Annotated in this window: 19 protein-coding genes; 10 read left to right on the top strand and 9 right to left on the bottom strand. The window is 69.2% G+C overall.

The features are described 5' to 3' along the window. Positions 1-31: 31 nt before the first annotated feature. Positions 32-1,309: a sugar ABC transporter substrate-binding protein gene (locus tag K2F54_RS11170; RefSeq protein WP_220605950.1), complete on the bottom strand. Its 1,278-nt coding sequence runs from the start codon at positions 1,307-1,309 to the stop codon at positions 32-34. A 221-nt stretch (positions 1,310-1,530) separates the two neighbouring features. Between K2F54_RS11170 and K2F54_RS11165 the strand changes: the two genes are divergently transcribed. Next, positions 1,531-2,568 (top strand): LacI family DNA-binding transcriptional regulator, encoded by a 1,038-nt coding sequence (locus K2F54_RS11165; protein WP_220605949.1) that lies wholly within the window; start codon positions 1,531-1,533, stop codon positions 2,566-2,568. Positions 2,569-2,605: 37 nt separating this feature from the next. On the opposite strand, the gene K2F54_RS11160 is transcribed toward K2F54_RS11165, so the two are convergent. Continuing rightward, on the bottom strand, positions 2,606-2,746 hold the full coding sequence (locus tag K2F54_RS11160) for a hypothetical protein (RefSeq protein WP_220605948.1): 141 nt from the start codon (positions 2,744-2,746) through the stop codon (positions 2,606-2,608). A 172-nt stretch (positions 2,747-2,918) separates the two neighbouring features. Between K2F54_RS11160 and K2F54_RS11155 the strand changes: the two genes are divergently transcribed. After that, positions 2,919-3,491 (top strand): YdeI/OmpD-associated family protein, encoded by a 573-nt coding sequence (locus tag K2F54_RS11155; RefSeq protein WP_220605947.1) that lies wholly within the window; start codon positions 2,919-2,921, stop codon positions 3,489-3,491. A gap of 14 nt (positions 3,492-3,505) precedes the next feature. On the opposite strand, the gene K2F54_RS11150 is transcribed toward K2F54_RS11155, so the two are convergent. Further along, positions 3,506-4,177 (bottom strand): response regulator transcription factor, encoded by a 672-nt coding sequence (locus tag K2F54_RS11150; protein ID WP_220605946.1) that lies wholly within the window; start codon positions 4,175-4,177, stop codon positions 3,506-3,508. Next, a complete protein-coding gene (locus K2F54_RS11145; RefSeq protein WP_220605945.1) occupies positions 4,174-5,427 on the bottom strand; it encodes a sensor histidine kinase in 1,254 nt (417 codons plus the stop codon). Before K2F54_RS11145 ends, K2F54_RS11150 begins: the two co-directional genes overlap by 4 nt. A 347-nt stretch (positions 5,428-5,774) precedes the next feature. Between K2F54_RS11145 and K2F54_RS11140 the strand changes: the two genes are divergently transcribed. From K2F54_RS11140 to K2F54_RS11130, 3 genes are all read left to right on the top strand, one after another. Next, positions 5,775-6,512: an ABC transporter ATP-binding protein gene (locus K2F54_RS11140; RefSeq protein WP_220606027.1), complete on the top strand. Its 738-nt coding sequence runs from the start codon at positions 5,775-5,777 to the stop codon at positions 6,510-6,512. Beyond that, positions 6,509-7,807: an ABC transporter permease gene (locus K2F54_RS11135; RefSeq protein WP_220605944.1), complete on the top strand. Its 1,299-nt coding sequence runs from the start codon at positions 6,509-6,511 to the stop codon at positions 7,805-7,807. Before K2F54_RS11140 ends, K2F54_RS11135 begins: the two co-directional genes overlap by 4 nt. Positions 7,808-7,892: 85 nt before the next feature. Then, positions 7,893-8,243: a VOC family protein gene (locus tag K2F54_RS11130; RefSeq protein WP_220605943.1), complete on the top strand. Its 351-nt coding sequence runs from the start codon at positions 7,893-7,895 to the stop codon at positions 8,241-8,243. Between the two features lie 16 nt (positions 8,244-8,259). On the opposite strand, the gene nhaA is transcribed toward K2F54_RS11130, so the two are convergent. After that, positions 8,260-9,627, bottom strand: coding sequence for a Na+/H+ antiporter NhaA (gene nhaA, locus K2F54_RS11125; RefSeq protein ID WP_220605942.1), 1,368 nt, complete (start codon positions 9,625-9,627; stop codon positions 8,260-8,262). A gap of 124 nt (positions 9,628-9,751) precedes the next feature. Continuing rightward, a complete protein-coding gene (locus K2F54_RS11120) occupies positions 9,752-10,882 on the bottom strand; it encodes an SDR family oxidoreductase (protein WP_220605941.1) in 1,131 nt (376 codons plus the stop codon). 192 nt (positions 10,883-11,074) lie between these two features. Between K2F54_RS11120 and K2F54_RS11115 the strand changes: the two genes are divergently transcribed. Continuing rightward, complete coding sequence (locus tag K2F54_RS11115) at positions 11,075-11,392, top strand: hypothetical protein (RefSeq protein WP_220605940.1); 318 nt, start codon at positions 11,075-11,077, stop codon at positions 11,390-11,392. Between the two features lie 145 nt (positions 11,393-11,537). Here K2F54_RS11115 and K2F54_RS11110 read toward each other — a convergent pair whose 3' ends face one another. Further along, a complete protein-coding gene (locus tag K2F54_RS11110; RefSeq protein ID WP_220605939.1) occupies positions 11,538-12,428 on the bottom strand; it encodes a D-hexose-6-phosphate mutarotase in 891 nt (296 codons plus the stop codon). Between the two features lie 243 nt (positions 12,429-12,671). Between K2F54_RS11110 and pepE the strand changes: the two genes are divergently transcribed. After that, positions 12,672-13,481: a dipeptidase PepE gene (gene pepE / locus K2F54_RS11105; RefSeq protein ID WP_220605938.1), complete on the top strand. Its 810-nt coding sequence runs from the start codon at positions 12,672-12,674 to the stop codon at positions 13,479-13,481. A gap of 58 nt (positions 13,482-13,539) precedes the next feature. Here pepE and K2F54_RS11100 read toward each other — a convergent pair whose 3' ends face one another. Beyond that, a complete protein-coding gene (locus K2F54_RS11100; RefSeq protein ID WP_220605937.1) occupies positions 13,540-14,775 on the bottom strand; it encodes a sensor domain-containing phosphodiesterase in 1,236 nt (411 codons plus the stop codon). A 209-nt stretch (positions 14,776-14,984) separates the two neighbouring features. Here K2F54_RS11100 and K2F54_RS11095 point away from each other — a divergent pair, with 209 nt between their 5' ends. Continuing rightward, the gene (locus K2F54_RS11095; protein WP_220605936.1) at positions 14,985-15,404 is read left to right on the top strand and encodes a GNAT family N-acetyltransferase; all 420 of its coding nucleotides are present in this window, start codon (positions 14,985-14,987) and stop codon (positions 15,402-15,404) included. 270 nt (positions 15,405-15,674) lie between these two features. Here K2F54_RS11095 and glgX read toward each other — a convergent pair whose 3' ends face one another. Beyond that, entirely contained in the window at positions 15,675-17,717 is a 2,043-nt protein-coding gene (gene glgX, locus K2F54_RS11090) for a glycogen debranching protein GlgX (protein WP_220605935.1), read from the bottom strand. A 199-nt stretch (positions 17,718-17,916) separates the two neighbouring features. Here glgX and K2F54_RS11085 point away from each other — a divergent pair, with 199 nt between their 5' ends. Together K2F54_RS11085 and K2F54_RS11080 are read left to right on the top strand one after the other, a co-directional pair. Further along, entirely contained in the window at positions 17,917-18,411 is a 495-nt protein-coding gene (locus tag K2F54_RS11085; RefSeq protein WP_220605934.1) for a Dps family protein, read from the top strand. 199 nt (positions 18,412-18,610) lie between these two features. Further along, positions 18,611-19,066 (top strand): SRPBCC family protein, encoded by a 456-nt coding sequence (locus K2F54_RS11080; RefSeq protein WP_220605933.1) that lies wholly within the window; start codon positions 18,611-18,613, stop codon positions 19,064-19,066. The last annotated feature ends 80 nt before the right edge of the window (positions 19,067-19,146 follow it).

Below are 19,146 nucleotides of genomic sequence, written 5' to 3'. Positions count from 1 at the left end.
CGAGGGCGCCCGCACCGGTCGCGGGGGTCTCTTAGTTGGCGTCTGCGATCTGCTGACGGATGGTTGCGGCGGCGCCCTGCAGGGTCGTCGTCGGGTCTGCGCCACCGATGATGGCCGCCTCGGCCTTGCTCAGCGGGTCCCAGACCACGGCCATGGCCGGGAAGGTCGGGCTCGGCTGGCCGAGGACGCCGGCGTCGCCGAGGCCCTTGATGTCGGCGTTCGTCTCGGACTGCTGCACGAAGGCCTCGGTCACGGCTGACGGTCGTCCGTTGGCCTCGCTGAACGCGAGGGAGGTGTCGACGTCGCTGCCGATGAAGTTGGTCACGAACTCCTGCGCGAACGACTTGTTCGTGGCCTTGGCCGAGATGTACATGCCCTGCACGCCCACGAACGGCTTGGCGGTGCCGCCGGTGAAGCCGGGAACCGCGGTGATCTCGTAGTTCAGGCCGGCTTCGGTGAGAGCCTCGATGGCCCATCCGCCCGAGACCATGAACGGGGTCTTGCCCTCGGCGAAGAGGGAGATGCTGTTGTCGGCGTCGATGGAGGTGGTGAGCACGCCCTGGTTGGCGAGCTCCTGCACCTTGGTCATCGCGGCGATGGACTCCGGCGAATCCAGGCCGAGGTCGTCGGGGTTGTACGTGCCGTCGGCGTTCGTGCCGAACAGGTAGCCGCCGGCTCCGGTGAACAGCGGCTGCAGGTGGTACGAGTCGCCGTTCTGGCCGACCGGCAGGGAGAGCACGTTCGCCACGGTGCCGGCGTCGACGAGCTGCTGGCCGGTGGCGACGAGGTCCTCGATGGTGGCGGGCACCTCGGCGACGAGGTCGGTGTTGCGGAACAGGGCGACGTTGTCGATCGCGTACGGCACACCGTAGACCTGGTTGTTGTAGGTCATCGCGTTCACGGCCACACCCTGGTACTTGCCGAGCTGCTCTGCCGACAGGTTGAGCGGGTCGATGGCGTCGTTCTGCACGAGGTTGCCGATGGCGTCGCTGGCGGTCACCAGGATGTCAGGGCCCTTGCCGGAATTGGTGGCGGTGACGTAGGTGGCGCGCAGTTCGCCGCTGATGGCCTGCACCTCCACCGAGATGCCGTTCTCCTCGCCGAAGGTGGCGGCGAACGGCTTGAGCATGGTGGCCTGCTCCTGGGAGGTCCAGATCACCAGGTCGGCGTCGGCGCGCACCGGCGCCTCGGTCGACTCCGCCGCGGACTCGGCGGGGGCGGTTGTCGGTGAACTGCTGCATCCGGTGGCCAGAAGGCCGACGGCCGCGATCACGGCGAGGCCGGACACGAGGTGGGTTCGGTGGCGCATGAAGACTCCTTTATCTTCGAGGACACCCCGCCAGGGAGGCGGGGTTGTCGAGGGGGAACACCGAACCCTGAGCGGCTGCCCGCTCCGAAGGTTTAGCGTTATACCTCGTGAAGTTATCAGCCCGGATCGGGGCTGTCAAATATTTCGTGACCGCGGGTCCGTCCGGTCGCCGACTGCCTAAACTGGGGTGCGCCGGTATCGCGGTGCGGTCGACTCGAGAGGTGAGTGCTGTGGCGGTCACGCTCAAGGACATTGCCCAGGAGGCGGGCACGACCGTCATGACGGTGTCGAACGTGATCAACGGTCGCTACGGCAAGGTGTCCCAGGCGACGGTCGACAAGGTGCGCGCGATCGCCGAGAAGCTCGACTATGTGCCCAGCGCCACCGCGCGCAGCCTGGTGGCCAGGTCATCGCGTCTGGTCGGGGTGCTCCTGCCCGACTCAGAGGGCAGCAATGTGCTGGTGAGCCCGCATAACGTGGCCGTCATCGGTGTCATCGAGCGGATGCTGCAGGAGCACGGCTACTACGTGCTGCTGCGCAGCATCCCCTCGAACGATCCGGCCTCGGTGACGGCCGCGTTACGCTCCTGGAACCTCGACGGCGCCGTCTTCATCGGCTTCCTGGACAGTCAGATCCGGGCGATGCGTGCCACCTTGGACACCGCCCTGGTGGTGCTGGACAGCTACGAGAAGAACTCCGAGTTGATGAATGTGCGCCTCAACGACCGGAAGGGCGGCTATCTCGCCACCCGGCACCTGATCGAGAAGGGCCACACCCGGATCGCCTTCGTCGGGCCCAGGATCACCGAGCGCGGCGTGGTCAAGGAGCGCTACAACGGCTACCGCAAGGCGCTGCGGGAGGCCGGCCTGCCCGTCGACGACGCCCTCATCGTGGCCACCGACGTGGCGCACGCGAACGGCATCGAGGCCGGTCGCCTGCTCAGCGACCAGCACCCGGATGTCACCGCGGTGTTCGCCACGGCTGACCTGCTCGCGGCGGGCATCATGGAGGGGGTGCGCGCGGCCGGCCGGGATGTTCCGGCCGACCTGTCGGTGGTGGGGTTCGACAACCTCGACCTGGCCACCTACGTCTCGCCGCAGCTGACCACCGTGACCCAGGACCTGACCGCCAAGGCCACCCGCGCGGTCGAACTGCTGCTGCTGAGTATGCACTCTGACGGTGTGCCCACGAACGAGACGGTGATGGATGTCGAGCTGGTGGAGCGCGGATCGGTGCGGGACCTGACCCTGGCGCCGTGAATCTGGCGCCGAGTCGGCCCCGCCCGACCGAACGGCTCTAGCGGCGGCGCGCCGTGCCGGCACCGGCCCGGCTGGTGCGGGACGTGCGCCCACCGGCGCCCGTGCCCTTCTTCGCGGCGGAGTTCTTCTTGAGCTGCTTGGCGGCGAAGCCGAGCAGGATGGGCATGAGGTAGCGCATGAACATGGGTGTCTCGCATTCGTTGATCGGGCCGACGGCCTCCGTGCGGCCGGGTCGGTACAGCTATGTCGGGTGCCGGGTGGGAAACGTCACAGCGGCCATCAACATCGGCCATCGACATCCGCAGCGCCGGCGCGGTGGCGCCGGACGGGATCGCCGGTAAAATCGGCGCATGGTGGGAATGCAGGACCGGATCATCCTCGACGTCACCGTCCTGGAGTGGGAGGCCTACCTCGCCGGTGAGCCCGACGTGGGCGGCGTGCGCCTGAAGCTGCGCAAGAAGAACTCGACGGCGCCGGGAATGACCTGGTCAGAGGCCCTGGATGTGGCGCTCTGCTACGGCTGGATCGACGGTCAGACCAGCCGGCTCGACGACGACTACACCCTGCAGGGCTTCTCGCCCCGGCGGAAGAACAGCCCGTGGTCGCAGATCAACCGGGAGCACGTGGCCCGGCTGATCGACGAGGGGCGGATGCGGCCGGCCGGCCTCGCCGAGGTGGAGCGGGCCAAGGCCGATGGCCGCTGGGACGCGGCCTACCGGATGCGGGACGCCGTGGCGCCGCCGGACCTGCAGGCGGCCCTGGACGCCGACCCGGTTGCCGCCGCGTACCTGGCGTCGCTCGCGAAGGTGGACCGCTTCCAGATCTACTTCCGGCTGGCCAACATCAAGACGCCCGCGGTTCGCGCCGCGCGCATCCGGGACGTCGTGGAGAAGGCCGCCCGCGGCGAGCGGCACTACCGGTAGTTCAGTTCGCGGTTTCAGGGGTGCGCGCCGGGGACCAGCAGGCCGGACTCGTAGGCGATGATCACCAGCTGGGCCCGGTCGTGTGCGCCGAGCTTGGTCATCATGCGGTTCACGTGGGTTTTGGCGGTGTGCGGCGAGATCACCAGCTCGTCGGCGATCTGCCCGTTGGCCTGACCCCTGCCCACCAGCAGCAGGATCTCCATTTCCCGCTCGGTGAGCAGCGCCAGCGCGGGCGGCGCCACCGGCGCGGCGGGCTGTACCGGTGCGGTGTACCGGTCGATCAGGGCCTTCGTGGCCCGCGGCGAGAGCAGGGCGTCACCGCCGTGCACGGTGCGGATGGCGTTCATCAGGTCGGCCGCCTCCGTGCCCTTGCCGACGAAGCCGCTGGCCCCGGCCCGCAGGGCCTGCAGCACGTACTCGTCCTCCTCGAAGGTGGTGAGCACGATGATGCGGGTGCCGGCCAGCGCCGGATCGGCGCAGATCGCCGCGGTCGCCTGGATGCCGTCCATCACCGGCATTCGGATGTCCATCAGCACGATGTCCGGTCGGGTGCGCCGCACCAGGTCCACGGCTTCCCGGCCGTTGCCGGCCTGCCCGGCCACGGTGAAGCCCTCTTCGTGCGAGACGAGCTCGGCCACGGCCGTGCGGATCAGGGACTGGTCGTCGGCGAGGACCACTGAGATCATGAGGCACCATTCGGTTGGGGATCGAGAGCGGGTTCGGTGGGCAGCCACGCGGTGAACCGGAACACCGGACCGGGCCCCCTGGCGGCAGTGAGCCGGCCGCCGACGGAGCCGACCCGCTCGCGGGCGCCGAGCAGACCGTGCCCGTCGCCGGCCGGCGTGACCGGGGCGGGCGCGACCGGGGCCGCCGTCGAGCCGGCGCGCGGCTGCGGATCGACGGTGTTGGTCACGGTGATCTCCAGGGCGTCCGGCTGGTAGTCCAGGTGCAGCAGCGCGGTGTGGTCAGCGCCGTGCTTGTGGGCGTTGGTGAGGGCCTCCTGCACCACCCGGTAGGCGACCATGTCCGCGGCGCCCGACAGCGGCCGGGGGGAACCGACCACCCGGTTGTCCACGCTCAGGCCGCTGCGTTCGAAGTCGATCAGTAGCGGTTCGAGGTCGGCGAGCCCGGCGACCGGCGCGGTCGAGAGTCCGCCCCCGTCGGCATCCGTGGCCCGCAGCACCGAGAGCAGGCTGCCGATCTCGCCGAGAACGGTGCGGGCCGCTGCACGGATGGTGGCCAGCGACTGTTCGGCATCGGCCGGCCGCTCCGGAAGTGCCTGCGAGGCCACGCTGGAGTGCAGGTTGATCACCGCGATCTGGTGCGCGAGCAGGTCGTGCAGGTCGCGCGCGATGCGCAGGCGCTCCTCTGCCACCCGGCGCAGGGCCTCGGCCTCCTTGGTCTCCTCGGCGCGGCGGGCGCGCTCGGTGATGCCTCGGATATACGCGGCGTGCGACCGGTTGGCGTCGCCGGCGGCGGTGGCGAACCCCACGAACGCGGCCAGCTGCAGCATCGCGCGGGCATCGTGCCAGGACGAGTCCAGGAACACGAGGGTGGCGGCGCCGATCAGCACGACGGTGAGGCCGGAGAAGATCAGCGAGGTGCGGCGGGACAACCAGCGGGCCACCGCGAACACCCCGATCAACACGGCGATCAGGTAGGTGACGACTGGGCCGTCCACCGCCAGGCCGAGCACGCAGGCCAGCACGGCAGCGGATGCGCCCACCAGCGGTGCCCGCTGACGCAGCAGCACAGAGCCCACCGAGACGAGCACCAGCAGGGCGGCCGCGGGGCTGGAGGTGATGTTGCCGCCGAGCTCGGTGCGGGCGAAACTCGGGCCAACGACGAGCACCACCAGGATCGTGTGGCGCAGCCAGGCGGGCAATCGCGACAGCGGCGAGAAGTCACGCTCGGCCTGATCGGGTTGGTTGTGCATGTCGTCCTCCCGCCCGCGAGTCGGGCCGCCCGCGCAGAATCGGGCCTGAGCCCATTCTGTCAACCGATCCGGGCGCCGTCTGCCCGCGAGCGTGGGTGCTCGGCGTACCGCGTTCGTGGTACTTCAGGTGACGCAGCTGTCGAAACGGTGACCAGCGCGGTACGCGGAGGTTGCCACGGCGGGAGGATGCCAGGGCGGGCACGCCCCGCGAGACTGGAGTCGTGCTGGTGGACCGGTTCGACGTGAATCGGTCCGGCCGGCACGCCAACCCGCGGCTTCCGCCTCCCGTCGCACCCGCATCCCGCAGCACCCGCCTCAGTCAGCGCCTCAGCCAGGAGACCCCACCCATGACCGTGCCCATTCTCGCCGCCCGCGACATACACAAGTCGTACGGCCGCGGCGCCACCCGGTTCGATGCCCTCAAGGGCGTCTCCCTCGACATCCACCAGGGCGAGTCGATCGCCATCGTCGGCAAGAGCGGGTCGGGCAAGTCCACCCTGATGCACCTGCTCGCACTCCTCGACAACCCCAGCGCCGGATCCGTCGAGCTCAGCGGCCGCGACGCCAGCGCCCTGAGTGGCAAGGTCGTCAACCAGACCCGCAACGAGACCTTCGGCTTCGTCTTCCAGCAGTTCTTCCTCACCCCCAACACGAGCGTGCTCGACAATGTGACCCTGCCGCTGCAGATCGCCGGCGTCTCCGGCGCAGAGCGCAAGCGCCGCGGCATGGCGGCCCTGGAGCAGTTGGAGCTGGCCGACAAGGCCAGGAACAAGGCCACCGACCTCTCCGGCGGGCAGAAGCAGCGCGTGGTGATCGCCAGGGCCCTGGTGAACAACCCGAGTGTCATCTTCGCCGACGAGCCCACCGGCAACCTCGACTCCGCCACAGGTGCGGTGGTCGAAGACATCCTCTTCTCGCTGCAGACGGAGAAGGGCATCACCCTGATCATCGTCACCCACGACGAGGACCTCGCCGCCCGTTGCGACCGCCGGGTGTACATCCGCGACGGCCTCATCACCGACAGTCTCACCGCGGTGCCCGCCACCCCGGTATCGGCCACGACCCCTTCGGAGGTGCGCGCATGAACGTCGTCGACCTGATCCGCTCGGCGATCAAGAACAGCCTGCGCAGCAAGACCCGCACCCTCCTCACGGTGCTCTCGATCTTCATCGGTGCCTTCACCCTCACCCTCACCAGCGGGGTCGGCACCGGCATCAACCAGTACATCGACACGACCGTGGCCTCCATCGGCGCCGACGACGTCATCACCGTCACCAAGGCGGCCGAAGACACGACGGATGGCCCGGTCGAGTACGACCCGGACGCCATGGCCATCGACTCCCCGAACGCGCCCCCCGGCGCGCCAGGGGCCAGCCTCGTCGCCCTCACCCCCGCCGACCTCGACACCATCGGTGACGTCGACGGTGTGCTCTCCGTGCAGCCGCAGCTGAGCGTGAGCCCCGACTTCGTGCAGGTCGACGGCGGAACTCCGTACGAGGCCAACGTGGGCAGCTTCATCCCCGGCATGGCATTGGACCTCGCCGCGGGCGCAGAGCCCGACCCGGCCGGCAGCGAGTACGAGGTCGCGATCCCGGTCTCGTTCGTCTCAGCCCTGGGCTTCACGGACGACGCGGACGCCCTCGGTGCCACGCTCACCCTGGGCATCACCGACGTCACTGGCACCCAGTCCGAGCTCACCGCCACCATCGTCGGCGTCTCAGAGGAGGGCCTGGTCGGCTCCACGGCGTTCACCGCCAACGAGGTGCTCACCGAGGCGCTCTACGACGCCCAGAGCGTGGGTCTGTCGGAGACCAGCAAGGACAGCTACGCACAGGCCGTGCTGCGTTTCGACCCGACCGGGCCAGAGGCCGACCTGGCCGCGCTCAAGGCCGATCTGGCCGACCTGGGCTACACCGGCACCACCGTGGAAGACGCGATCGGCTCGTTCAAGGCCGTCATCGACGGCATCGTGCTGGTGCTCAACGCGTTCGCCGTGATCGCCCTGCTGGCCGCCGGCTTCGGCATCGTCAACACCCTGCTGATGAGCGTGCAGGAACGCACCAGGGAGATCGGCCTGATGAAGGCCATGGGCCTGGGCGGCGGCAAGATCTTCGGTCTGTTCAGCCTGGAAGCCGTGTTCATCGGCCTGATGGGCAGCGCGATCGGCGTGGGCGTGGGCATGCTGGCCGGACTGGGCGCCAACACGCTCCTGGCCGACACCCTGCTCGCCGACCTGCCCGGTCTCACCCTGGTGGCGTTCGACCCGGTGGCCCTGGCCACGATCATCCTGGTGGTGATGGGCCTGGCGTTCCTGGCCGGCACTATCCCGGCGCTCCGCGCCGCACGGCAGGACCCGATCGAGTCGCTCCGCTACGAGTAGCGGCGCTGCAGGCGCGCCGCACGCCGGCGCAGCAATCCCGTGCCTTCCCTTGCGCGGTGGAGCGACCCACGGTGTGATGGGTGCCATGAAGGTGACGACTGCGACCGTAGGACTGCCCGTGCGCTCCCTCACGACCGCCGAGAGCTGGTACCGGCGGGTGTTCGATCTCACCGGCCCGGCGGTGGAACCCGCCCCCGGCGTGGTCGAGCTCGAGCTGGGCCCCCTCGAGCTGCAACTGAGCGAGGAACCGCCGGAGCGCACGGGCGCGCAGGTCACCCTGCGGCTCGGCGTGCCGAACGCATCCGCTGAGTATGAGCGCCTCACCGGGCTCGGTCTCACGCTCGGCCCGCTCGAGCACGTGCCGGGGGTGGTGGACTACTTCGACTTCACCGACCCGGACGGCAACGCGCTGAGCCTGTACTCTCTCGACGAATAGCCGACCCGCGCGTCGGTCAGTTCGCCGTGGTGCGGTCGGTCTCGCTCTGCTCGTAGACGTCGGGGATGCCGTCGTGGTCGGTGTCTACAGCGTCGGCCTGCTCGATGCGGCGGTAGATGCGGTTGCGGGCACGCAGGATCACCGAGGCCAGCAGTGCGGCGGTGATCGAGGCGACCAGGATGCCCACCTTGGCATGGTCATTGGTGAGGCCGCCGGCCGCGAAGCTCAGGTCGGCGATGAGCAGCGACACCGTGAAACCGATGCCCGCGAGGATCGCGACGCCGACCAGGTCGATCCAGCGCAGCGCCGGGTCGAGCTTCACCGGGGTGAGCTTGGTCATCAGCCAGGTGGTGCCCACGATGCCGACGGGCTTGCCGAGCACGAGGCCCACGATGATGCCGATCGCGACGGGGTCGGTGAGGGCGCCGACCAGGCCGTCCCAGCCACCCACGGTTACCCCGGCGGAGAAGAACGCGAAGACCGGCACGGCGAACCCGGCCGAGAGCGGCCGGAACCGGTGCTCGAAGTTCTCCGACAGGCCGGGGCCCTCGGTCGCGGCCACGCCGGGGCCGGTGCGACGGTGGATGACTGGAACGGCGAAGCCGAGCAGCACACCGGCCACGGTGGCGTGGATGCCGCCGGCGTGCACGAGCGCCCACACCGCGAAGCCCAACGGCAGCAGGATCACCCAGGCCGACCAGGCCTTCTCGGCGAAGAACCTGCGGTACTTCTGGGCCAGGAAGGTGTACAGGGCCAGTGGGATCAGGGCGAACAGCAGCGGGCTGAACTGCACGTCGTCGGAGTAGAACACGGCGATGATCGAGATCGCCAGCAGGTCATCGACCACGGCCAGGGTGAGCAGGAAGATGCGCAGGGCGCTGGGCAGGTGCGAGCCCACGATGGCCAGCACCGCAACCGCGAAGGCGATGTCGGTGGCGGTGGGGATGGCCCAGCCGCGCAGGGTCTCGGGGCTGACCAGGTTGACCCCGGCGTAGAACAGCGCGGGCACGGCCACGCCGCCCATCGCCGCGGTGACCGGCACGATCGCCCGTGACGGGGAGCGCAGATCGCCGGCGACAAACTCCTTCTTGAGCTCCAGACCCACCAGGAAGAAGAAGATCGCCAGCAGCCCGTCGGCCGCCCAGGCACCCAGGCTCAGCTCCAGGTGCCACGGTTCGTAGCCGATCCGGAAGTCGCGCAGGGCGAAGTAGCTCTCCGAGGCGGGCGAGTTGGCCCAGATCAGTGCCACGGCGGCGGCGAAGACCAGCAGGAAGCCGCCGACGGTCTCCTTGCGCAGGATGGCGCCGATGCGCAGCTTTTCCCGGTAGCTGCCACGCGAGGGGACAGTCTGGGCGTTGGGTGGGCGGGGGGTGTCGTGAGTCAAGGCACTCCAGAGGTTTGGGGGTCGATCGAACGAGTGCTGACCAGACTTCCCAGCTCACCTATGACGTAGTTTACCCGCGCCGCCTGATCAGGTCATGTGTTGGCCACGGTGAGCGGATGCGCGGCTAGGGAATGAGTCGCTCGGCGCGGTAGCGCTCGAACAGGTCGAGGAAGGCCTGCTCGGTGTTGCGGTACCCGGTGAAGCCCGCGGCCCGGCTGCGACCCATGTCGGCGAAGACCTCCATGGTGCGGCCGAGGTCGGCGTCGGTGTGCCACCAGGACGCCAGTCGGGCCAGGTCGGCCTCGACGAGGCCGTGCTCGGCCACGATGGCGGCCCAGACCGGCTGGGCATCCGCCATCTGGGTCTCCAGCGGGCGCGGGGCGTCGACGAAGCCCTCCGGCTCGACACCGAAGTGGGCGGCCAGGCGCGGCCAGAGCCAGCGCCAGCGGAAGGTGTCGCCGTTGACGATGTTGAAGGCGGTGTCGGCGGCGGCCGGGGTGGTGGCGGCCCAGACCATCTGCTCGGCCAGCAGGCCGGAGTCGGTCATGTCGGTGACGCCGTTCCACTGCGTCTCGGAGCCGGGGAAGATGAACGGTCGGTTCAGCCGGCGGCAGACGGTGGCGTAGACGGCGAGGGTGGAGCCCATGTTCATGGCGTTGCCGACGGCGTGGCCGATCACCGTGTGGGCGCGGTGCACCGACCAGGTGAAGCCGCGCGCGGCGGCGGCAGCCCAGAGCTCGTCCTCCTGCGCGTAGTAGAAGTTCTCCACCGATAGGCGCGGTTCGTCCTCGTGGAACGGGGTGTCTGGCACCTCGCCCTGGCCATAGGCCTCGAACGGGCCGAGGTACTGCTTGAGCCCGGTCATCAGGGCCACGTGCTGCACAGGGGCGTCGGCCAAGGCGGTGAGCAGGTCGCGCACCATGGCGGAGTTGACGACGATGTTCTCGGCCTCGGTGTTCTGGCGCAGCCACGCGGTGAAGAACACGTGGGTGGGGGCGTGCCCGGCGAGGGCGGTGCGCAGGGAGTCGACGCTGCGGAGGTCGGCGCTGACCGGGATCACGCCGGGGCGGGCCGCGATCGGGGTGCGGGACAGGGCGATGACGCTCCAGCCCGCCTCGGTGAGCTGGTCGACCAGCGCCGACCCGGCGATGCCGCTGGCGCCGGCCACAAGGGCGGTACGGCCGGCGGAGCCGGTTGCCGGCCCGGTCGTGGTGGCGGGATTGGGAACGGGCAGGGCTTCGCTGGAAGTAGGCATCACCGGGCACAACGTGTGGGGCGGCCGGGGAATTCCATCGCGGGGCCGTGCCGGCTCGGCTGGCTCGGTTCGCCGCTGCGCGGGTGGAGGAGCGCACCTTGCCGGTCGGGGGGAGCGCGCCTACCGTGGGCGTCGTCGGCACTCCGGTCCGCGGCACCGGCCGCGGGCGGGGCGGTCGCTCCGGGAGGAATCATGGGCACCTCACGCATCGCGGCGCTTGCCGGAACTCTCGTGCTGGCGGCGCTGGTGCTCACCGGCTGCGCACCCGGTGCCAACGATGTGCCGGCAACGGTGCCGCCAGAGGAACTGGCCGGGTTCTGGTTGGGCCTCTGGCAGGGCTTCATCAGCCCGATCACGTTCATCGTCTCGTTGTTCAACCCCGAGGTGGGCATCTACGAGGTGCGGAACGACGGCAACTGGTACAACTTCGGCTTCATGATCGGGGTGGCTCTCGCCTTCGGTGGGCCCGCGAGCGCCGGCGGCTACGCCACCCCGAGCCGCAAGGGTTGACGCGGCCGCCCGACGGTCCGCGGGCACTCCCCGAGATTCGCGGGTCGGGCGCCGCTTCGCGGGTGGCGTGCCACCCGCGAAACGGCGCGGTGCCCGCGTAGCGCGCAGTACCGGGGTGCTGCGCGCCGTCACCGCGGGGCGTGGCTCAGGCCACCGTGTAACGCACGCTCATCTCGGAGCTGGCTCCTGGCGCGAGGGTGATCGCGTTGTCGCGGATGTTGCAGGTCTCCACGCACACCATGCCGGTGTACTCGGTGTCGCCGAAGTCGGCCATGGCGGCGGCCTTGTCGATCCACGGGTTCCAGACGACGGTGCTGGCCGAGCCCTGCTTGGTGACGGTGATGGCGCGGCCGGTGGCGGCATCCGTCACGGTGGTCGCGGCCGTGCTGTTCAGGTAGATGCGGTCGGTTTCGGCCTCGAAGCGCACCGGGGTGCTCTCGGCGGGGCGTGGCCCGGTGAGCCGGTCGGTGAACGGAGCGCCCTCCAACCCCGAGACCTCGGTCTGACGGATGTCGGCCACGGCCAGGTAGGTGTGCAGGGCCTCCTCGAAGCCCACGGTGACACTGTCGCGGTTGGTGATCCGCAGCGCGAGCGACAGCTCGGCGCCCACCGTGATCGTGTACCTGGCCTCGAACCGGTGCGGCCAGGCCGACGCCCGGGTGGCCTCGGTGTCGGTGAGAACGAAGACCAGCACCACCTCGTCGCCGACCTCACGCGCCTCGGCGAGCTGCCAGTCGGCCAGCCGGGCGAACCCGTGGGACGGCGCGGTGGCATCCGTGGGGTGCGCGGCGAACCACGGGAAACAGACCGGCACGCCGCCGCGGAGCGGGACGCCGGGAGCATACTCGCTCTGTTCGCTCATCCAGATCACCGGGGCGCTGCCGGTCGGGGCCCAGGCGCTGAGGTGCGCGCCGCGGAGGTAGACCTCGGCGGTGCCGCCCGGCGCGAAGACGCGGGCAACGGTGAGGCCGCCCCGGCCCAGGCCCAGCTGCACGGATGACGGTAGTTCGGGCGTGTGCGGGGACGTGGCAGACATGATGACCTCCGTGGTTGTCGGGTACGGGTTCCATCCTAGGAACCCCCGGCCGAGGAACCCGGCGGGCGGGTTATGGGCGGAGATCTGGTCGAACGGGAATCTGTTGCGGCTTCCTCGTGGGGAGGAAAAAACCATATCCCGCGCCAGGGGCGAAAGGGGAGGTAGTATCACTCATCGAGTGACGGATGGGCCGTCCCGGGGTCACCCCGACGGCCCGAGAACCCCTCCGATTGGACGGACCCAATGCAGCTACTCCTCCTCTCCAACTGCACGAGCCCTCGCCGTGGTTACCTCGAGCACGCGCTGCCCGAGGTGCTGGCGTTCCTGCACGAGGTGACCGAGCTCACCTTCGTGCCCTTCGCCGGCGGAAACCTCGACGCGTACACGGCCATGGTGCGTTCCGTGTTCGAGCCGCACGGCATCGCGGTGCGCGGCCTGCACGAAGCCGCCGACCCCGTCGCCGCGGTCGCCGCGGCGCAGGCCCTCTTCGTCGGCGGCGGCAACACCTTCCGCCTGCTCGCCGCCCTGCAGCGGAAGGGGCTGCTGCCGGTGATTCGCGCCCGGGTGCAGAACGACCTGCCATACGTGGGATCCAGCGCGGGCACGACCATCGTGGGCCCGAGCATTCGCACCACCAACGACATGCCCATCGTGCAGCCGGAATCCTTCGACGCGCTGGGCCTGCTGCCGTTCCAGCTCAATCCGCACTACGTCGACGCCGACCCGGCCGCATCGTACGGTGGGGAGACCCGCGAGGAGCGGCTGATCGAGTTTCTGGACGAGAACAATGTGCCGGTGCTGGGCCTGCGCGAGGGCGCCCACCTCAGCGTCACCTCGAGCACGGCCTGCGCGCTCGCCGTGGTGAGCAATGCGACCGATCCTGGCACCGCCGACTCGAGCACCGCGGGTTCTGGCTCCGCCGGTCATGCGGCAACCGAGCCGGCCATCCTGTTCGAACGGGGGCGCGCGCCGCGCAACCTCGGCGGCGACGTCAGCGCCCTGTTGGCCAGCCGGCCGCGCTACGACCGGCCTCTCGCGGATGCGGTGAGCTGAGCCGCCTGGCCCCACTGGCCCGACTGGCCCACCAGGCCCACGCCGCGCATCCGCACGGCTAGGCGGGCAGGCGGTTGATCAGGGTGAGGGCAGCGGCGGTGGCGAGGTCGCGGTCGTGGGTGAGCACGAACTCGTACGATCCCTCCGCATGGTTGTCGGGGTCGACCTCTCGGGCGGCGAGCACCGCGGCGAAGTCCGCGGTGAGAACCACGATGTCCCACTCGTCCACCAGCGGGTCGGCCGGGTCGATCTGGGCCGAACGGATGCCGCTGCCGTCGTCGAGCTCGGCGTCGCCGGCGAGGTAGACCGCCACCAGACCGGCCGTCGCCGCGAGGGCCGTGTAGCGGCGCCGGGTGGCCGGGGTCAGGTTCGGGTGGTGCTGGAAGGTGGACAGCACCACGGCGGAGTCGCCGCTGGCCTGGGCCCTGGCCTCGAGGAAGATACTCATCTGCACCAGCAGGGCCCGGTTGGACACCCGCGGGGCGAGCCGCGGCGCCACCACTTCGTACGGGGTCGCGGTCGTGGGCGGTGCGGTCGTGGGACCGGTGGGGAAGCTGATCCCGGCGAGTCCGGCCGCGTTCGGCACCTCGGCCTCCGGCCGGCCGAAGAGCCAGCCCTGCCCGTAGGTCGCTCCGAGTGCGAGGGCTGTGATCAGGTGTTCCTCGGTCTCGATGCCCTCGGCGAGCACCACGGCCCCGGTGCGTTCGGCGTGCGCGGAGACGGCCCTCATGACGCGGGCGGCGTCCTGGTCGGGGCGCTCGCGGATCAGGCCCATGTCGAGTTTGATCAGATCGGGTGCCAGCAGGGGCAGAAGGGCGAGCGAGGCCGGGTCGGCACCGAGGTCGTCGATGGCGATCCGGTAGCCCAACGCTCTGGCCTGGTTGATCGCGAAGAGCAGTCCGGCCGGGTCCTCCATCAGGGCGCGCTCGGTGACCTCGAGCACGGCGGGGGCCGGCGGATGCGGCACGTCGACGACGTCGGATCGGCGCAGCGATGCGGGCTCTACGTTGACGAAGAGGGTGTGGGCGGTGGTGAAACCCAGTTCCGCGGCGGTCTGCACGCTGGACAACCAGCAGGCCAGATCGAGATCGGTCACTCGGCCCAGCTCGTGGGCGTGGTCGAAGAGTGCGGCCGGGTTGTGGAACACGGTGTCCACCGGACCGCGGCTGAGCGCCTCGTAGGCCACGATGGTGCAGGTCTCGAGCTCGACGATGGGTTGGAAACGGCTGGTGATCAGGCCATCCGCGAGTATCGCGCTGAACAGCAGATCAGACTCGCGCTCGCTCACCGTCATCGCCACAGCCTCCCCCCATCCGCGCCTGGGCGCGTCGTTCTGGGCAGTCTACAGACCCCCGGTGCCCCATCCCGCGCGGGCATAACTCCTGCGATTATTTCGAAAAGCGGCCCAGGATGCTTGTTCTGGTCCTGTCGGGCAGAAATTGCAGGAGTTATGCCGGGCAGGCGAGTTTGCGCGGTCGAGTCGGTATCCGGTTGAGTGAACCCATGACGGATGCCGCCTACCGCTTCTCTGCAGACCGCGACGAGATGGACCGGGAGCTGGTGCACACCTGGCTGAGCCGCGAGGCGTACTGGGCCCTGGGGCGAACCCGAGCCGTGCAGGATACCGCGATGGACGCATCCGTGAATTTCGGCATGTTCGACGTCGCGACCGGCCGGCAGGTGGCCTACGCGCGGTTGGTGACCGACTCGGTGACCTTCGCCTGGCTCTGCGACGTGTTCGTCGACCCGGCCGTGCGCGGACAGGGCGTGGGGGTGGCCCTGATCGAGAACGTCGGCGCGATGCTCGACGGCCTGAACCTGCGGCGGGTGGTGCTCGCGACCTCCTCCGCTCACGGCCTCTACGCCAAGTACGGCTTCGAGACGGTGGCCGCCCCCGACCACTGGATGGAACGCCGAGCATAACTCCTGCTCTTTCTCCCAATTGGGGCCGCAACTGGCTGTTCTGCCCCGTTCCGGCACGAATTGCAGGAGTTATGCTCCAGCGACCGGGCGAACGGCGCCGCCCTGCGCAAAAAAGCCCCGGTGCCGCTCGCGCTTCGGGGGAAAGGGAGCTGGCACCGGGGCCAATCGTTGGAGTGGGGGAACTCCACGTGCAACGCTACGCCCTCCGGGCTGCACGTGGGCTGCACGCGGCCTAAGAATTTCCTATGCGCGCACCGTGCAGCGGCGGGTTTAGGCGCGCGAGCGCAGCAGCGTGAACGATCCGTCGCGCACGATCAGCGTGCTCGCCGGGGCGCTCACCTGCTGGTCGGGGTCACTCGAAGCGGCGAGTTCCCACTCGCGATTCGGCGCGACCGGAACAGTGAACTCGACCCCGTTGGCGGCGGCGTTCAGCAGCAGCGCAAAGGCATCCGCCCCGGTGTGCTCGAGCACGAAGGTGATCGCGTGGGCGTCGTCGTCGGCCCAGTCCTCGTCGGTGAATTCCGCGGCATCCGCCCGCAGCACCCGCACCGTGTCGATGGCGTCTGCGCCGGGCGCCTGCCGGAACCAGGCGGGTCGAAGCGCCGGGTTCTCCCGACGCAGCTCGAGCAGGGTGCGGGTGAAGGCCAGCAGGTCGTCATCGGTGTTGGCCCAGTCGTACCAGGAGATCTCGTCGTCCTGGCAGTAGGCGTTGTTGTTGCCGCCCTGGCTGCGGCCGAGTTCGTCGCCGCCGAGGATCATGGGCACACCGGCGGAGAGCAGCAGGGTGGCCAGAAGGTTGCGGCGCATCCGGTCGCGGCGTTCGTTCACCTCGGCGTCGTCGGTGGGGCCCTCGACGCCGTTGTTGGTGGACTGGTTGTCGCTCTCGCCGTCGTTGTTGTCTTCGCCGTTGGCCTCGTTGTGCTTCTCGTCGTACATGGTGAGGTCGGCCAGGGTGAAGCCGTCGTGCGCGGTGACGAAGTTCACGCTCGACAGCGGCGAGCGGCGATCACCCTCGTACACGTCTGGGCTGCCGAGCACCCGCTGGCTGAGGGTGCTGAGCAGGGCGGCGTTGCCGTGCCAGAAGCCGCGCACGTCGTCGCGGAACTTGCCGTTCCACTCCGACCAGTCGGCAGGGAACCCGCCGACCTGGTAGCCGGCGGTGTCCCACGGCTCGGCGATCATCTTCACCGGCGCGAGCACCGGGTCCTGCTGGATGAGGGTGAGGAAGGCGCTGTGCAGTTCGGCGTCGCCGCCCTGCCGGGTGAGGGTGGTGGCCAGGTCGAAGCGGAAGCCGTCCACGTGCATCTCGGTGACCCAGTACCGCAGGGAGTCCATGATCAGGCCGAGCGCGGCCGGGTGGCTCACGTTGACGCTGTTGCCGGTGCCGGTGGTGTCGAAATAGTTGCCCGTGTCGCCCTCCACCAGGCGGTAGTAGGCCTCGTTGTCGATGCCCTTGAACGACAGGGTCGGGCCCATGTGGTTGCCCTCGGCGGTGTGGTTGTAGACCACGTCGAGGATCACTTCGAGGCCGGCGGCGTGCAGCGCCTTGACCATCTCCTTGAACTCGGCCACCTGGGCGCCACCGTCGCCGGCCGCGGCGTAGTCGCCGTGCGGGGCGAAGAAGCCGATGGTGTTGTAGCCCCAGTAGTTGCGCAGGCCCTTCTCTTCGAGGTGGCTGTCCTGCACGAACTGCTGCACCGGGATGAGCTCGACGGCGGTGACGCCGAGGTCGGTGAAGTGCTTGATGGCCGCCGGGCTCGCGAGACCGGCGTAGCTGCCACGGATGTCCTCCGGCACGTCGGGATGCGTCTGCGTGAAGCCCTTGACGTGCACCTCGTAGATCACCGAGGAGGCCAGCGGGGTGCGCGGGGCGGTGTCGCCGGCCCAGTCGAAGGCGGGGTCGGTGATCACGCAGCGCGGGGTGCTCCCGGCCGAGTCGCTCGGGTCCAGCTCCGAAGGATTCTGCTGGTCGTGACCGAAAACCTCCTGGCCCCAGGCGTAGTCACCTTCGACAGCGGTGGCGTGCGGGTCGAGCAGGAGCTTGTTCGGATTGTGCCGCAGGCCGTTCGCCGGATCCCACGGTCCGTGCACCCGCAGGCCGTACCGGGTGCCGACCCCTGCGCCAGGCACGATGCCGTGGAAAACGTGGCCGGTGCGCTCGGTCAGGACGGTGCGCGACTCCGCTCCGTCGGCGTCGAAGGAGCAGAATTCGACGCGGTCGGCGGTCTCGGAATACACCGCAACGTCGACGCCGCCGTCGACGAGAGTGGCACCAAGCGGGTAGGGAAGCGAGCGGGGCGTGACGGTGGTCATGGGGTGCTTTCGGTCGGTAGTTATTCGGAAGAACTACCGAATGATTCGTCAGAATAGCTGCGACAGGCCGACCAAAACTGGGAAAGGCCTGAGTGGCGATTCTGTCGGCGGCCGCTGCTAGTGTGCTCTCAGAACCAGGCGGGACCCCGGCTGAGCATTCGGCCCAGATCCGTTCCCGCCGGTGACGAAGGGAATCCCAATGAAGGCATCCGCAGAGCTCGGCAGCAATCTGCAGTCGGTCCTGGTCGACCTGATCGAACTGCACGTCCAGGGCAAGCAGGCGCACTGGAGCGTCGTGGGCAAGAACTTCCGCGACCTGCACCTGCAGCTCGACGAGATCATCGACGACGCCCGAATCTTCACCGATGAGCTCGCCGAGCGGATGCGCGCACTCGACGCTCTGCCCGACGGCCGCACCGAAACCGTCACGAAGACCACGCACCTGCCCAAGTTCCCCGCCGGCGAGGTGGACACCACCGAAACCGTGGGACTGGTCACAGCGTTGCTCACCGCGACGGTCGACAACATCCGCGAAGTTCACGAGGCTGTCGACGAAGAAGACCCGGCCAGCGCTGATATCCTGAACGGCTTCATCCTCAAGCTGGAGCAGTACATCTGGATGGTCAGCGCAGAGGACCGTAAGCCCCGCAAGGCCACGGCGAAGGACTCGACCCGCCCGGTCGGCAAGGCATAACCCGCCTCAGGCGGCCGGATTCAGCACCGGATCCGGCCGCCGCCGTGACGAATGGGCCACTGGATACGTCATAGCTAGACGAACACTCGCACAATCGAGTCCGCCTACCCGGCCAGGAGTCGACCACCCCGCCAGAGCGTTCGCCCGCCAGTCAACACCGATGACGCGGGCATCGCGAAACAGGACAGAGGATCTAACCGTGACCCAGGTAATCGAGACAATCGACGTTGACGTTCCCGTACGCACCGCGTACAACCAGTGGACCCAGTTCGAATCATTCCCGCACTTCCTCGACTACGTCGAGAGCATCAGCCAGATCGACGACACCCACACGCACTGGAAGGTGAAGATCGGTGGAGCCGAACGTGAGTTCGATGCTGAGATCACCGAGCAGCACCCCGACGAGCGCGTGGCCTGGAAGAGCACTTCCGGCGACGAGAAGCACGCCGGCGTGGTCACCTTCCACCGCCTGAGCGACACCACCTCGCGGGTCACCGTGCAGCTGGACTGGGAGGCCGAGGGCTTCCTGGAGAAGATGGGCGCCGTCTTCGGCGTCGACGACCACGTGATCCGCAAGGACCTCAAGCAGTTCAAGACCTTCGTCGAGAACCCCGCCAACCAGGGCGACGGCTGGCGCGGAGACGTGGCCGTCTAGAGCGAGCACCACGCGCACCGACGGGGCGACCGGCTAGGCCGGTCGCCCCTCGCTGTGCCGAAGCCGTCGGGATCGGGGTG

Origin of the sequence: Cryobacterium inferilacus (assembly GCF_019599185.1) — a bacterium.
In the GTDB taxonomy this organism is placed as follows: domain Bacteria; phylum Actinomycetota; class Actinomycetes; order Actinomycetales; family Microbacteriaceae; genus Cryobacterium; species Cryobacterium inferilacus.
This window is presented reverse-complemented; position numbering and strand designations above follow the sequence as displayed.